12 protein-coding genes and 1 tRNA gene are annotated in these 14,977 nt (G+C 70.3%); 3 read left to right on the forward strand and 10 right to left on the reverse strand.

All coding sequences use genetic code 11. The annotated features are described in order from the left end of the window. Positions 1-66 precede the first annotated feature (66 nt). The 3 genes from ABZ622_RS09060 to ABZ622_RS09070 all read right to left on the reverse strand — a co-directional run bounded on the left by ABZ622_RS09060 (position 67) and on the right by ABZ622_RS09070 (position 5,526). On the reverse strand, positions 67-2,187 hold the full coding sequence (locus ABZ622_RS09060) for a tetratricopeptide repeat protein (protein WP_360541716.1): 2,121 nt from the start codon (positions 2,185-2,187) through the stop codon (positions 67-69). A 213-nt stretch (positions 2,188-2,400) separates the two neighbouring features. Then, positions 2,401-2,474 (reverse strand) — tRNA-Met (locus ABZ622_RS09065). 52 nt (positions 2,475-2,526) lie between these two features. Next, positions 2,527-5,526, reverse strand: a complete 3,000-nt coding sequence (locus ABZ622_RS09070; RefSeq protein ID WP_360541915.1) for a UPF0182 family protein — start codon at positions 5,524-5,526, stop codon at positions 2,527-2,529. 137 nt (positions 5,527-5,663) lie between these two features. Between ABZ622_RS09070 and ABZ622_RS09075 the strand changes: the two genes are divergently transcribed. Further along, positions 5,664-6,224 (forward strand): PPA1309 family protein, encoded by a 561-nt coding sequence (locus tag ABZ622_RS09075; protein WP_360541717.1) that lies wholly within the window; start codon positions 5,664-5,666, stop codon positions 6,222-6,224. A gap of 32 nt (positions 6,225-6,256) precedes the next feature. On the opposite strand, the gene ABZ622_RS09080 is transcribed toward ABZ622_RS09075, so the two are convergent. The 4 genes from ABZ622_RS09080 to ABZ622_RS09095 form a co-directional block, all read right to left on the reverse strand. Beyond that, positions 6,257-7,345, reverse strand: a complete 1,089-nt coding sequence (locus tag ABZ622_RS09080) for a PDZ domain-containing protein (protein ID WP_360541718.1) — start codon at positions 7,343-7,345, stop codon at positions 6,257-6,259. A 143-nt stretch (positions 7,346-7,488) separates the two neighbouring features. Beyond that, positions 7,489-7,659 carry a hypothetical protein gene (locus tag ABZ622_RS09085; protein ID WP_266912420.1) on the reverse strand — a complete coding sequence of 57 codons (171 nt, stop codon included), beginning with the start codon at positions 7,657-7,659 and terminating at the stop codon, positions 7,489-7,491. Between the two features lie 128 nt (positions 7,660-7,787). Further along, positions 7,788-8,249, reverse strand: a complete 462-nt coding sequence (locus ABZ622_RS09090) for a molybdenum cofactor biosynthesis protein MoaE (protein ID WP_360541719.1) — start codon at positions 8,247-8,249, stop codon at positions 7,788-7,790. Between the two features lie 142 nt (positions 8,250-8,391). Next, positions 8,392-9,534 (reverse strand): SDR family oxidoreductase, encoded by a 1,143-nt coding sequence (locus ABZ622_RS09095; protein ID WP_360541720.1) that lies wholly within the window; start codon positions 9,532-9,534, stop codon positions 8,392-8,394. A gap of 192 nt (positions 9,535-9,726) precedes the next feature. On the opposite strand from ABZ622_RS09095, the gene ABZ622_RS09100 reads away from it, so the two are divergent. Next, complete coding sequence (locus ABZ622_RS09100) at positions 9,727-11,181, forward strand: zinc-dependent metalloprotease (protein WP_360541721.1); 1,455 nt, start codon at positions 9,727-9,729, stop codon at positions 11,179-11,181. Beyond that, positions 11,178-11,723 carry an NUDIX hydrolase gene (locus ABZ622_RS09105; protein WP_360541722.1) on the forward strand — a complete coding sequence of 182 codons (546 nt, stop codon included), beginning with the start codon at positions 11,178-11,180 and terminating at the stop codon, positions 11,721-11,723. Before ABZ622_RS09100 ends, ABZ622_RS09105 begins: the two co-directional genes overlap by 4 nt. 81 nt (positions 11,724-11,804) lie before the next feature. On the opposite strand, the gene ABZ622_RS09110 is transcribed toward ABZ622_RS09105, so the two are convergent. From ABZ622_RS09110 to ABZ622_RS09120, 3 genes are read right to left on the reverse strand one after another with little or no spacing between them, the layout of a single operon-like run. Then, complete coding sequence (locus ABZ622_RS09110; RefSeq protein WP_360541723.1) at positions 11,805-12,560, reverse strand: AIM24 family protein; 756 nt, start codon at positions 12,558-12,560, stop codon at positions 11,805-11,807. Positions 12,561-12,579: 19 nt separating this feature from the next. After that, a complete protein-coding gene (locus ABZ622_RS09115) occupies positions 12,580-13,260 on the reverse strand; it encodes an AIM24 family protein (RefSeq protein ID WP_189273532.1) in 681 nt (226 codons plus the stop codon). A gap of 11 nt (positions 13,261-13,271) precedes the next feature. Further along, positions 13,272-14,933 carry a TerD family protein gene (locus tag ABZ622_RS09120; protein WP_360541724.1) on the reverse strand — a complete coding sequence of 554 codons (1,662 nt, stop codon included), beginning with the start codon at positions 14,931-14,933 and terminating at the stop codon, positions 13,272-13,274. Between the last annotated feature and the right edge of the window lie 44 nt (positions 14,934-14,977).

The following is a 14,977-nucleotide window of genomic DNA, read 5'->3' on the forward strand; positions in this document are numbered from 1 at the left end:
TTCCTGCGCCCCACGGGGACGGGCACCGGGACGCCGCTCACGCGCCGCCCCGGCGGGCCTCCGTCCCTACGCGGTCAGCTCCTGGTGCAGTGCCTCCCGCAGCCGGGCGGCCCGTTCGGCGACCTCCGCCGGGCCCAGCTCCACCGCCCGCGCACACCAGCGCTGCCCCTCGGCCAGCTCACCGCGGCGGGCGGCCAGCAGGGCGAGGCGCAGGGCGGCCCGGCCGTGCCCGTCGTTCGCGGCGCGGCTCCACCACAGGGCTGCCTCGCGCTCGCTGCCCTCGCGGGCGAGCAGCAGTCCGAGGTTGAAGGCACCGTTGCGGCTGCCGGACTCGGCGGCCTCGCGGTACCAGCGGGCGGCGCTGTCCACGTCGCCGCGGGCCGCCGCGAGCATCCCGACCCGCACCTGGGCACGGCGGTGGCCCTGCTCGGCGGCCCGCTCGTACCACTCCTCGCACTCGGTCTTCTCCGGCATCGGCTCGCCGAGCGCGGGGGGTCCGGGCGGCGGCTGCCGCGAGTCCAGCACCCCGGCCAGCCGGAAGGCCGCCTCGGCGCTGCCGCCGCCGGCCGCGCAGCGCAGATGGCGCTCCGCCTCCTGCTCCTCGCCGTGGTGCAGCAGGGCCATGCCGACCTGGAGGGCGGCTTCGGTGTGCCCGGCCGCCGCGGCACGCTCGTACCAGACCAGCGCCATGCGGTCCTCGTCGCGCCCGGCGTACAGGATGCCGAGGTTGAACGCCGCGTCCACGCTGCCCGCCTCGGCCGCCTTGGAGAACCAGGGCTCGGCGCCGGTCGCGTCGCCCGCCTGGAGCAGGAGCACGGCCAGTGCGTTGGCGGCCTCGCGGTGGCCCGCGTACGCGGCGCGGCGGTACCACTGCTCGGCCTGGGGCGTGCGGTCCTGGGCCGTGCAGAGCAGGCCGAGGTTGTAGGCGCCGTTGACGTCGCCCGCGTCCATGGCGGCGCGGTACCAGCGCTCGGCGGTCTGCTGCTCGCCACGGGCCGCGTGCAGGGCGCCCAGGGCGTTGGCGGCGTTCCCGTCGCCGTCCTGGGCGGCGCGCAGCCACCACACGGCGGCGCTCTCCTCGTCACCCGCGTCACGCAGCAGGAAGCCGAGCGCACAGGCGGCGCGCGCCTCGCCCGCCTTCGCGGAGATGAGGTACCAGCGGCCGGCCTCCTTGAGCTCGCCGCGCTGTTCGAGGATGGCGCCGAGATGCAGGGCGGCACGCCGGTGGCCACGCGCGGCGGCCTGCCGGTACCACTGCTCGGCCTCGCCCACCCGTCCGGTCGCCGGACCCGCCACCGGGCCGTCGTCCTTGCGCGCCACGGGCCGTCCGGCCGCGCCGGAGCGGTCGCCCGCACCGGGGCCCAGCCCCGGGCGGCCGAAGGCGTCATGCGGGTCGTCGCCGGCGTTGCGGTCCAGCATGCGTGCGAGGCGGTACGCGGCTTCCCGGTGCCCCTGCTCGGCGGCGGCGCGCAGCCAGCGCTCCGCACCGACGTCGCTGCGGTGCTCCAGCAGGTCGGCCAGGGCGTACGCGCCCAGCGCGTGACCCTGCTCGGCGGACTGCCGCAGCCAGTACTCGGCGCCGGGCTCGTCGCCGCGCTCGCGGTAGTGGCGGCCCAGCGCGTGCGCGGCGGCGGCGGACCCCGCGACGGCGGCGATGCGCCACCAGCCGGCCGCGTCGTCGGTGTATCCGCGCTGGTGGAGCAGGACGCCCAGGTTGTTGGCCGCGGCCCGGTCGCCGTCCGCGGTGGCGCGGCGCAGATAGGGTTCCGCGCCGTCCAGGTCTCCGCGGCGCAGCAGCACGGCGCCGAGAATGCTCATCGACGCGGTGTCCCCGGCGTCGGCGGCGCGACGGTGACGCGCCTCGCTCTCGGCGCTCTCCGGGCTCTCGGCGCCGCCGGGAGTCTCCATGGCCCCGACGGTCCCGGTGCCCCGCTCGGTCCCGGCGCTTCCCGTGCTCTCTGTGAACTCCGTGCTCTCGACGGTCGCGGCACACCCCGCAGTCTCGGCAGTCTCGGTCGCCTTGATGATCTCAGGTGTCTCGGGTGTCTCAGGTGTGTCAGTGGTCTCGTTGTTCTCGGTGGCGGCAACGCCAAAAGCCGCATTCGTCGCGATATCCGGCTGATGAACGCGACGTTGCACAAACCGCCCTGTCTCCAACAGAGTTGCCCTGTCCCCCATAAATACCATCGTCGCACCGCCTGCCACCCGCGTACACCTGGTATAGCGCGGCCAGTTAGGTCACTTCAGCGTTTTGTCGACATGCCCACAGAGAGATAAGTCAAACACGTCCGGAGCCAACTCGTGCCCCACGAACCGCACTTCACGCACCCTGCACAAGAAAGTCGCCATGACACGACGAAGGCCCGGATCCTCGAAAGGATCCGGGCCTTGGTCTTTCAGTAGCGGGGACAGGATTTGAACCTGCGACCTCTGGGTTATGAGCCCAGCGAGCTACCGAGCTGCTCCACCCCGCGTCGTTGTGGTGAAACCGTACCACGACGCGGGGGTGAGCCTTTACCGGGTTACTCAGCCACCGCTGTCGGCACTGGCCGGCTCGTCTCTCTTGTCGGCGCTGTCGGCCTTGTCTGCACCGTCGGCCTTGTCGGCATCCGCCTTGTCGGCACCGTCCGCCTTGTCCGGGCCGCTCGCGCTGTTCGCGCTGCCCGACTTCGGCTGGGCAGCCGCCGCACGCTGGAGCGCGTCCTGCAGATCCGCCTGGGCCTTGCCGTAGGCGGCCCAGTCCTGCTCCTTGAGGGCCGCCTCGCCCTCCGAGTAGGCCTTCTGCGCGTCCGCGATCGCCTTCTTCAGCGCCGCGTCACCGGTGGCCGGCGGCTGGGTGGTGCCCGGTGGCCGGGTGGTGTCCGACGGCGGCTGGGTGGTGCCGGAGTCCGTCACCCCGAAGACCGCGTTGAGCGCCTCCCCGAGGCTGTTCTCGAAGACGGTCTTCGACCCGTACGAGGCGGCGACCTTGCGCAGCAGCGGATAGTTCTGCGTGCCACCGCGCGTGTACACCGGCTCGATGTAGAGGAAGCCCCCTTCCAACGGCACGGTCAGGAGGTTGCCGTACTCGATGTCGGAGTCGGTCCCCTTCAGGTTTCTCACGAACTCGGCGACATCGTCGTTGCCGTTGAGCTCACTCTGTACCTGCCCGGGGCCCTTCACCGTGGTGGTGACTCTCAGCAGCCTTATCGTGCCGTAGTCCTTGCTGGCCGCATCGGCGTCCACCGCCATGAACGCCCCGAGGTCGGGCCGTCCCTTCGGGGTGAAGGTCGTCGTCAGCGAGAACTTCTGAGCCGTCTGGTCCGGCATCTTTATGCTCAGGTAGTACGGCGGGACGGCGCCCGACTCCTTGTTGGTCGGGTCGTCCGGGACCTGCCACGCGTCACTGCCGCTGTAGAACTGCGCGGGGTTGGTGACGTGGTAGCGGGTGAGCAGTTCGCGCTGCACCTTGAACAGGTCCTGCGGGTAGCGCAGGTGGTCCATGAGCTCCTGCGGGATGTCCGCCCTGGGCTCCACGGTCCCCGGGAACGCCTTGCGCCAGGTCTTGAGGACCGGGTCCTCGGTGTCCCACTCGTAGAGCTTGACCTTGCCGTCGTAGGCGTCGACGGTGGCCTTCACCGAGTTGCGGATGTAGTTGACCTGGTTCTGCTGGGCGACGACCGCGCGCTGGTTGGTGGTCAGTGAGTCGGCCGTGGTGTCACCGAGCGTCGTACGGGAGGCGTACGGGTAGCCGTTGGTGGTGGTGTACGCGTCGACGACCCACTGGATGCGGCCGTTCACCACGGCCGGGTAGGCGTCGCCGTCGATGGTCAGCCACGGGGCGACCGCCTCGACGCGCTCCTTGGGCGTGCGGTTGTAGAGAATCCGCGAGCCCTCGCCGATGGCCCCCGAGTAGAGGATCTGCGGCTCGCTGAACGAGACCGCGTACGCGGCGCGGTTGAACGCGTTGGAGAGACTGACCCCGCTGTCGCCCTTGTAGCTGGTGGTCTTCTCGCCGTCCTCCTCGTAGTCGAGCTCCTTCTGGGGCCCGCCGACGATGGAGTACTGCTCGGTCTTCTCGCCGTAGTAGATCTGCTGCTCGTACTTGCCGAGCTCACCCGACGTCGGCAGGCCGGACTCGGTGAAGTCCGGGGAGCCCTTCGGGTTCTTGCCCGTCGTCGTGCCCCGGGCCGCGATGGCGCCGTAGCCGTGGGTGTAGGTGAAGTGGTCGTTGATCCAGTTGCGCTTGGGGATGCCGTCGAGGTTGAGCTCGCGCAGACCGATGACCGTGTCCTGGTCCTTGCCGGCGGCGTCCTTGTAGCGGTCGACGTCAAGCGTCTTGGGGAACTGGTAGTAGTTCCTCTTCTGCTGGAGCTGCTGGAAGGCCGGGGAGACGACGTTGGGGTCCATCACCCGGTAGCTGGCGGCCTCGTTCGCACTGGCGCGCAGCTTGGCGTCGTCGTCCGTCGTGCTCTTGCCGGAGTAGTCGTCGACCTGCGCGTCGTCGATGTCGTAGGCATCGCGCGTCGCCTCGATGTTCTTCCGGATGAACGGAGCTTCCTTGGCCTGCTCGTTCGGCTGGACCTGGAACTTCTGCACGATCGCGGGGTACAGCCCACCGATCAGGATCGCCGAGAGCACCATCAGGCCGAAGCCGATGACCGGGAGCTGCCAGGTGCGGCGCCAGAGCGTCGCGAAGAACAGCACGGCGCAGATCGCGGCGATGCAGAACAGGATGGTCTTCGCCGGCAGATAGGCGTTGGCGTCGACGTACCGCAGGCCCGTCCAGTTGTCCGTGGCCTTGAAGTCGCTGGACTTCACGGCCAGGCCGTACCGGTCGAGCCAGTACGCCACGGCCTTCAGGGAGACGAAGACGCCGAGCAGCACCGACAGATGGCCGGTGGCCGCGCCGGTCGCCCGCGCTCCGGGGCTGGTGATGCGCAGCCCGCCGTACAGGTAGTGGGTCATCGCGGCGGCGATCAGCGAGAGCACCGTGGCCGCGAAGCCGAAGCCCAGCAGGAAGCGGTACCAGGGCAGATCGAAGGCGTAGAAGGACACGTCCAGATGGAACTGGGGGTCCTTCTGCCCGAACGCCACGCCGTTCACGTACATCAGCCAGGTACGCCACTGGCCGGAGGCGGATGCTCCGGCGATCAGACCGACCAGCGCGGTGATCGCGAGCAGCACCCACTTCTTGTGCGGGGCGAGGCTCATCCGGTAACGGTCCAGGCTCTGCTGTTCCAGCGACATCGCGCTCAGCGGCGGCCGGAGCCGGTGCGCGAGCCAGATGTTCAGGCCGACGGCGACAGCCATCAGCAGTCCGAAGACGAAGAACAGCCCGATCTTGGTCCACAGGGTGGTGGTGAAGACGGATGAATACGCGACCGACCGGTACCACAGCCAGTCAGTCCAGAACCCGGCGAACATGACGAACGCCATGGCGAGAACCGCCAGGACGCCCAATGTCATGAGCAGGGTACGGGCACGCCGGGACGGGCGGCCGACTCTGATCCGTGGCCCGGTCGGGCCTCCGCCGCGGTCCGGCATCTGGAAAGCCAACGTGCGCACCTCGAAGTTCGCGGGTCGTGTGAAGCGGGCCCAGCGATCGTAGAGCCCACCTATGCAACTTACTGAGGCTTTACCTAGTTCCCGTTCCCGGGGCGGAAGGAGGCAGGATATTGGCCATGTCCAACGTTTCCCCCTCAGGCCCCCCGATGGCCGCCAGCCCGCTCACCGTCGCCGTGCTCGAAATCGACGAGTACATCTCCGGCCTCGGCTGGGACCAGCCGGCCCGGCTCTTCGCCCTGGTCGACACCGCCAAGCTGCGGGTCCAGGAACCCTCTCTCGCCGCCCAGCTCGGCCTGGACAGCTCCGAAGCCCCGACCGCCGCACTGACCCCCATCGAGCAGGACGAGCTGCCGCCGGGCACCGCCCTGGACGATTTCCTCGCCACGATCGCCTGGCCCGACGCGGTGATCGGATGCGCGATGACGGTGGAGCGGCTGATGCTGCCGCCGTCCGCCGAGGCCGCCGTGCCCGAAGGGCTCAGCGACGCCCAGCTGACCAAGTGGGTCGCCAAGCACCCGGAGCGTCAGGAGGTGCGGATGACCGTGGCGGTCCTCCGGGACGGTACGCGTGAGTCGGCGGTACGGCTGCGCGCGAAGGACACCCCGAGCGAGGTACGGACCGGCGCCGGTCTCGTGCCCGGTCTGGCCGACGCGCTGGCCGCGACCTTCGAGGCCTGACCTCCCGGCGTCTCCCCCCGCAGGGGGCGCGGTCAGCCTGCCGAGCAGCTCGGCAGGCCGGCCGTGTCCCCCGCCTTGATCTTCTCCAGCGACTTCTTCGCGTCGTCGATCGTCTTCACCCTCACCAGCGTGAGTCCGCTCGGGGTGTCGGAGGCGGCGGCCTTGCAGTTCTCGTCCGGCGTCAGGAAGTATCTGGCGCCCGCGTCGCGCGCGCCGACCAGCTTCATGTTGATGCCGCCGATCGGGCCGACCTTGCCCTTGTCGTCGATCGTGCCGGTGCCCGCGACGAACTTGCCGCCCGTGAGCTGCCCGGGGGTCAGCTTGTCGATGATGCCCAGCGAGAACATCAGACCGGCGCTCGGCCCGCCGACATCGGCGAGCTTGATGTCGATCAGGAACGGGAACGTGTGGTCCGTCCCGGCCTGGATGCCGACGATCGCGCGGTCCTCCTTGGGGGCCTTCGCGGTGGTGATGACGACCTTCCGGCTGCCCTCGGGCTCCTTGCCCGCCTTCTCGGCGGCCTCCGCCGTCTTGGCCGGGACGACCGTGAAGGTGACCTTCTGGCCGGGGTCGCGGCGGGTGACGAGCTTCGCGACGTCCTCGGGCTGCTCGACGGGCGAGCCGTCGACCTGCTTGATCACGTCGCCGGCGTGCAGCTTGCCCTGGGCGGGGCTGCCCTTGACGACCGTGGAGACCACGACGCGCGAGGCCACCGGGATGTTCAGCTCGGTCAGCGCGGCGACCTTGGCGCTCTCCTGGGACTGGCTGAACTCCTCGGCGTTCTCCTGCGTCGACTGCTGCTCGGTCTTGCCGTCGGGGTAGAGCGTGTCGTGCGGCACGACCACGCTGTCGTGGGCCAGCCAGCCGTAGACGGACTCGACGAGATTCATGCTGTAGTCGGCACCGGTGACCCTGACCGTCGTCATGTTGAGGTTGCCGGACGTCGGGTACGTCTTGTGCCCGGTGATCTGCAGGACGGGTTCCCCGCCGACCTCGCCGAGGGTGTTCACGGTCGGCCCGGGAGACATCTCCGAATACGGCACTTTGATCAGCACGCCTGCGCAGAGCAGCGCGATGAGGACCAGGGTGGAGGCGAGCATCGTCGCGGTGCGGCGTGGCATGGAACGACAGTACGGGAAGGGTCTGTCAGTGCACCGCCGGGGCCGGTCCGTACGAGGCGGGGAGCCGGGCGCGGGCTGGGCCGGAGGGCGTCGGCCGCCGGAGCCGCGATGCGGATTGGCGACTGCGTACGCGCGAGGAAACGTCAGACGACGTCGGAACCGGAGTGCGGCTTCTCCATCGCCTCGCGGAACCTGGCATAGCCGGCGAGTTCGGAGACATCGCCGGTCGTTCGATTACGGGTGGCCCAGCTTCCCCATATCGCAGCACCGAACGCAGCGAAAAGCGGAATCAGCAACCAGGCAAGTGCTGCCATTACGACCTCCCTACCCCATGAGCGACCGCAACTGACCGATCAGCAGATTAACCGTCTGGACACCCAACACTCACGGCAGGGGTGGGGTTACGCAAATCGGGCCGGACGGCCTCCTGGCCGGCTTGCGCTCAGCAGGCGCCGACCCATTCCTCGGTGCCGTCCGAGAAACGCTGGTGCTTCCAGATCGGGACCTCGTGCTTGAGGTCGTCGATGAGCTTGCGGCAGGCCGCGAACGCCTCGGCGCGGTGCGGGCAGGAGACGGCGACGATCACCGCGAGATCGCCCACTTGGAGGTCACCCACCCGGTGGACCGCGGCCAGCGCCCGGACCGGGAAATTCGCGACGACCTTCTCGGCCACCCGGCGCATCTCGTCCTGTGCCGAGGGGTGACAGGAGTACCCGAGCGCGCCGACGTCCTGCCCGCCGTCGTGGTTGCGCACCGTGCCGACGAAGAGCGCCGTGCCGCCCGCCGCGTCGTCCCCGACGGCCCGGAAGACCTCGTCGACGGAGAGCGGGGTGTCGCGAATCTCCAGCAGCCGGACGGGGTCGCCCGCCGCCCGCTCGCCGGGGTGGTCAAAGGTGGGAGCCATGAGGCCCATGGTGCCGCACGGCGCCGACAGGGCGGAATAGCGCTTTCCACCGGCGGGCCGCCCCTGGCCTTGGAGCCTTCTACAGAAGCTCCCGCTCGGGCCTGCAGAAGCTCCCGCTCGGGCGGTCCCCGCCGGGCGGCCCTCAGATGCGGCGGCGGGCCTTGCGGGCGCGGCGGACCAGGGCGGCGGTGCCGAGCAGCGCCACGGTCGCACCGGCGGCACCGGCCGCGGTGGCGTCCTTGCGGCCGAGGCGGCGTCCGGCGACGGTGTGTCTGCCCTCGACCTCTTCGAGGAGCGCGGCGAGCACCTCCTCGTTGGTCCAGGCCGGGCGCCAGCCCACGTCGTGCAGCCGGCTCACGCTGACCACCCAGGGGTGCATCGTGTACGCCAGATCGCCCGCCGGGGACGGGGTGAGGCCGATCCGGTGCAGCCTGGCGGCGGCGCCCAGGGCCACCGCGGAGGGCAGCTCCATCCGGCGTACGCCGCTGAGCTCCTCGACCTCCTCCTGCTCCAGCCAGCCGTCGCAGCCGACCGCGAACTCGCCGTCGATCTTCTCCAGCGCGGCGTACTCCAGGGCCGTGACCAGGTCGTCGACATGGCAGAACTGCCAGGTCGGACGTGATCCGGCGACGACCAGGAGGCGCGGTGACTCGAAGTAGCGGGTCAGCGCGGTGTCCGTACCGCCGACCAGGACGGTGGGCCGGACCACGGTCACATTGAGTCCGGGGTGGGCGCGGGGCGCACGGCGGCCGAGCCGCTCGATCTCCAGGAGGTCGCCGACGCCGGTGGCCTCCGCCGTGGCGCGCAGCTCGGCGTCCTCGGCGAGCGGGACGTCGTTGTCGGGCAGCGCCCCGTAGACCATCGCCGACGTGCACAGCACGACCCGGTGGACACCGGCGGCCGCGGCGGCCGTCAGCACGGTCTGGGTGCCCCGCACGTTGTAGGCGGTGCGGGCGGCTGGGTCGGTCTCCAGGTCGAGATCGAGTGCGAGATGCACCACGACGTCTGCGCCGCGCAGCTTCTCCGCGATGGCGGGGTCTCGTACGTCGAGGATGTGCCAGGTCGCTTCGGAGACCTCTCCTCGGCGTTCATCGATGGCGATGACCTGCTTGATCTCCTCGGATGCCGCGAGGCGTGCGGTGAGCAGCTCGCCCACGCCCCCTGCCGCTCCGGTGACCGCGACGACGGGTCCACGGTTCTTGGAGCGGCTCTTTTCTGGTTTGTTCTCGGTCGAGGGGGCGGACAGGTTTCGCGCTGCGCGAACCTGAGGATCTGGGGAACTCACCGGGCGTCTCCAGCGGTTGTCTTCAGTACGTACCCGAATGACGCGTGCGTACCAGGTGGCGTCCATCCTGCCGCAGGCCGGGAGCCGGCGGAGCACTGAGGCCCTGAGCGGAGTTTTGGTGTCTACGCTGGATGGTGATGTCGGGCAGTCGCCGTCGGTTCGAGCCGACGGCCCTACGAGCCGAGGAAACCCGTGAGTGACACCCCATTCGGATTCGGCCTTCCGCCGGAGGAGCCGGAGAACGGCGACGAGGGCAAGAAGAAGGACCCCACCGGAGGTGGGCAGGGTTCGGGCGGGCCTGCTAACCCGTTCGGCTTCGGACCCGGCGCGGGCGGGGACAACCCGTTCGCGGCGATGTTCGGCTCGATGAACCCCAATGACCTGGGCGCCGCCTTCCAGCAGCTCGGCCAGATGCTGAGCTACGAGGGCGGTCCCGTGAACTGGGACATGGCCAAGCAGATCGCCCGCCAGACGGTCTCGCAGGGCACGCCGGACGGCACCAAGGACGCCAGCGTCGGCCCGTCCGAGCGGTCCGCGGTGGACGAGGCGCTGCGCCTGGCGGACCTCTGGCTGGACGGTGTGACGTCGCTGCCCTCCGGTTCGGTCTCGACCGTGGCGTGGAGCCGTGCGGAATGGGTCGAGGCGTCCCTGCCCGCCTGGCAGAAGCTGGTCGACCCGGTGGCGGAGCGCGTCGGTCTCGCGATGGGCGATGTGCTGCCCGAGGAGATGCAGGCGATGGCCGGCCCGCTGATCGGCATGATGCGGTCGATGGGCGGCGCCATGTTCGGCCAGCAGATCGGGCAGGCCGTCGGGGTGCTCGCGGGCGAGGTGGTCGGTTCGACCGACATCGGCCTGCCGCTGGGCCCGGCGGGCAAGGCCGCCCTGCTGCCGCTGAACGTGGAGCGGTTCGGCAAGGACCTCAGCGTGCCGCAGGACGAGGTGCGGCTGTATCTCGCGCTGCGCGAGGCCGCGCACCAGCGCCTCTTCGCCCACGTTCCGTGGCTTCGCTCGCATCTGTTCGGTGCCGTCGAGGGCTATGCGCGCGGCATCAAGGTCGACACCAGCAAGCTGGAGGACGTGGTCGGCCAGTTCGACCCGTCGCAGCCCGAGCAGCTCCAGGACGCCCTTCAGCAGGGCATGTTCCAGCCGGAGGACACCCCGGAGCAGAAGGCCGCCCTGGCCCGGCTGGAGACGGCTCTCGCGCTGGTCGAGGGCTGGGTGGACGCCGTGGTGCACGAGGCCGCGAAGTCCCGTCTGACGTCGGCTGACGCGCTGCGCGAGACGATGCGCAGGCGCCGCGCCTCCGGCGGTCCCGCCGAGCAGACCTTCGCCACGCTCATCGGCCTCCAGCTGCGCCCGCGCCGGCTGCGTGACGCCTCGCGCCTGTGGGCCTCGCTCACCGACGCGCGCGGTCTGGACGGGCGCGACGCCCTGTGGGAGCACCCCGACATGCTGCCCACGGCCCAGGACCTGGACGATCCGGACGGCTTCGTGCACCACGAGCAGCTGGACTTCTCCGAGCTGGACAAGATGCTCGGCGAGGCCGCGAAGGGCCCGCAGAAGCCCGCCGCGGACGACAAGGGCGCACGCGGCACCGGTGAGACCGAGGACCGCGAGGACGACGGCAAGGGCGACACCGACCGGTGAGCCTGCACGACGACGCCGTTCTCGTACTGAAGGGGTACGAGAGCCCGGACCCGGACCAGGGTGAGCTGCGCCGGGGCTACCTCGACCATCTGGCACAGCACCCCGACGGCATATGGAAGGCCTGCGGGACCGGCCATCTGACGGCCAGCGCGCTGGTCGTCGACCCGGAGCGCGGCCGGGTGCTGCTCACCCTGCACCGCAAGCTTCGGATGTGGCTCCAGATGGGCGGCCACTGCGAGCCGCAGGACGAGTCGCTCGCCGCCGCGGCGCTGCGGGAGGCGACCGAGGAGTCCGGCATCACCGGTCTGACTCTGCTCGGTGGCGGCCCGGTGCGGCTGGACCGCCACCCGATCCCCGCGCCCTGCCACTGGCACCTGGACGTGCAGTACGCGGCTCTGGCGCCCTCCGGGGCGACGGAGCAGATCAGCGAGGAGTCGCTGGACCTGCGCTGGTTCGCCTACGACGAGGTCGCCTCGGTGGCCGACACCTCGGTCGTACGGCTGATGGAGCGGACCCGCGCCGAGCTGGAGCGGCGCCGGTAGGTACCGCTCGCGGCACGGGTGAGGGGCGGTCTCGGCGGAGACCGCCCCTCACCCGTGTTCGCCGTGCCGGCGCTCGGTGTTTCAGTTCCAGGAGTTGTTCTGGTTCTGACCGTGGGCGCCCTGCTGGCCCATGCCGAACTGGGCGCGGACGCCCTGGCCGATCTCGTGGTTCTGCGGGGGCAGCACCTCGCTCGGCTGCACCAGGGCGAAGCCCTGGCCGAGGAAGCTGAGCTCCCAGCCCTCGCCGGTGTTCCCGCGCCGCCGCCAGACGCCCGAGGAGTGCGTCTGGGCCTGCATCTGCACCCGCAGCGAGCTGGACCAGGCGACGATCGCGTCGGCGTCGGCGTTGACGTACTTGTCCGGCGTGACCTGCATCATCAGCGGCTGGCCCGAGGTCATCAGGGCGACCTTGCCGGTGCCGGAGATGTTGAGCTGGTACTTCCCGGTGCCCGAGATGCCGTACTGGCTGTCCACCGCGATGACCTCGGTGTGCAGCGAGGAGTCCAGCGCCAGGACATAGGCGCTGTCCACGGTGATGCCGTCGTGGTCGACGTCCACGACGTGGATGTACTGCGCGAGGTTGGCGAGGTAGACGGTGCCCTGCCCGGAGCAGCGCATCAGGTCGAGGCCCTCACCGGTGCTCGCGCGGGCGCGGCGCTGTCCGTGCGACTGGTACTCGCCGTCGAACTCCATCAGCCCCTGGTACGCGACCATGGCGCCCTTGCGGGCGAGGACGTCGTCGTGGCCGGTCAGCGAGACCCGCAGGAGCTGCGGGTTCTGGATGGTGTACCGGTCCTGGGACTGCTGTTCGGTGTAGCTGAAGAGCGGACTCTGCATGGTGTGTTCTCCTCCCCCGTCAGTTCCGGACCCGCAGGCGGTCGGTACTGTCCTCGCTCGGCTGTACGACGACAATGCCCTGGCCGGAGAACGCCATCTGGTACGCCTCGCCGCTGCCCCGCCCTATGAGCGAGGAGGCCTTGAAGCTGCGCTTGCCCTTCACCTTGAGGTTCGGGGACCACGCCACGAGGGCGTCCGGGTCGACGTAGGTCTCGTCCTCGCCGCGTCCGCAGTCGACGACGATCGGTGTGCCGCGCGAGGTGATCGCGACCCAGCCGGTGCCCGAGATGCAGACGTTCCACAGGCCCTGGCCGGCGAACTTGGCGAGGCCCTTGACGCGCTCCACGCCCCAGGTGAGATGGCCGTCGAAGGCGAGGACGTTGGTGCCGTTGACCGAGAGGGAGTCGTTGTTGAGGTTGATGACGACCACATCGGCGCCGTAGTCGGCGAGGTAGAGCAGTCCGTCGCCGGAGCACTTCATGATCGGCGCGCCCTCACCGGTGATCCACTGGGAGGCGATCTGCCGGACGGCGGGCGGGTTGGGTTCGTACTGGATGAAGCCCTCGTACGCGACCATCGAGCCGGTACGTGCGTAGAGGTCCTGGCCGGTGGCCATGGCGACCTTGAGCATCGTGCGGCCGTGGTTCTCCATACGGGCCGTGACGGGGGTCGGGGCGTAGCCCGCGAGCTGCTGGTTCATGACGGACTCCCTCAGACCTCGTAGGGCTGGACGACGATGAAGTTGCCGGGAGCGCCCCGGAACTGGAGGTTCACGGTCTCCCCGCTGTGTCCCGGGTACGCGTTGCGGCGCAGCCGGACCTGGCTGGAGATGATCACCTGGGACGCGGACGACCAGGCCACGACGGCGTTGCAGTCGGCGAAGGTGGTCGGCGTGACCGGCAGGACGACGGGGACGCCGTGGGTCTTGACGATGACCGTGCCGGCGCCCTGGAACTGCATGGTGAACAGGGCGCCGCCGGGGATGCCGTGGCCCTCGATCCGGCGGACCTCGTGCTGCAGCGACTCGTCGAAGGCGAGGACGTTCTCCGCCGAGACGCAGATGCCGTCGCCCTGGAGCTCGATGGCGTGCAGATGGGAGCCGTCCTCGGCGAGGAAGACCTGTCCGCGGCCGCTGCAGCGCATCAGCTGCATTTCCTGACCGGTGGCGTTGCCGACGATACGGCCGGAGAAACCGGCGCCCTTGTAGCCGAAGTCGACCTTGCCCTGGTACATCACCATGCTGCCCTGGCGGGCGAGCACGGGCGTACCGCCCATGGTGAGGTCGACCCGCATGAGCTGCTGATTCTGCGGGGTCCAGCGCTGACCGGTGGCCGTCTCCTTGTACGGCTGGAGCGCCGCCTGGAGACCGGCACCGGCCTGCGGAACGCCTTGCGGCACGCCCTGGGGCATGCCGGGCGGCTGCATTCCCGGCGGTTGCATGCCGGGAGGCTGCTGACCGTACGGAGCCGGGGCCTGCTGACCGTACTGGCCGGGAGGCTGCTGGCCGTACGGGGCGGCGGGGGGCACCTGGCCGGGGATCTGCCCGAACTGCGGCTGCTGGGGCGGCTGCCCGTACGGAGCGGGGGCGGGGGCGGGCGGCGGCACGGTGCCGCCCTGCGGTGCCAGCGGCGCCGCCATCGTCGGCGCGGCGTGCATCTGCTGCTGCGGCGTGGGCGGCGGGGCCGGGGCGGGCGGAGCGCCGAAGGACGGCGCCGGCTGCGGGGGCTGGGGTGCCTGCGGCGCGGGCGGGGCCCCGAAGGACGGGGCGGGGGCCGGTGCGGCAGCCTGGGCCGGCGGGGCGAACGACGGCGCCGCGGCCTGCGGCTGAGGTGCGGCGGGCTCCTCCTCGGCGACCTCGCCGCCGAAGTTCTTCAGCAGCGCGTCGAGGCCGCCGTCGAAGCCCTGGCCGACCGCGGCGAACCGCCAGACGTCCTTCATATAGAAGTCGCCCAGCATCACCGCACGCTCGGTGGTGAACTCCGAACCGTTGAAGGCGTACCTGACGACTTCCTCGCCACCCGCGACGATCCGGATGTATCCGGGGCCGACCTGGGACATCTGTCCGGCCCCGTCGACCGTCGCGGTGAACGACAGCTTGTGGATGTTCGCCGGAATGCGGTCCAGGGTGACGCGGAACGACTCGGTGTCGCCGGCCTGGGCACCGAGGAGCTGAATGGACTCCTCGGGTGATTTAGGCTGATTGAAGAAGATGAAATACCGGTCGTCGGAGAGCTGCTCATTGGCGTCGAGGCCGAAGCAGCTGATGTCAAAGGTCAGTCCCTGACCGGCGATCTGCACACCTACGTACAGATCCGTCCCCGGCGTGAGATCGCTGATCTTGGCCTTGTGGCCGCGTTGGAATTCCCTGGCCATGCGTAACGACCGTCCCCCATCCCGAATGTGAATGCGTCGCGCCA

It is taken from the genome of Streptomyces sp. NPDC007164 (genome assembly GCF_040634135.1).
Classification (GTDB): Bacteria; Actinomycetota; Actinomycetes; order Streptomycetales; family Streptomycetaceae; genus Streptomyces; species Streptomyces sanglieri.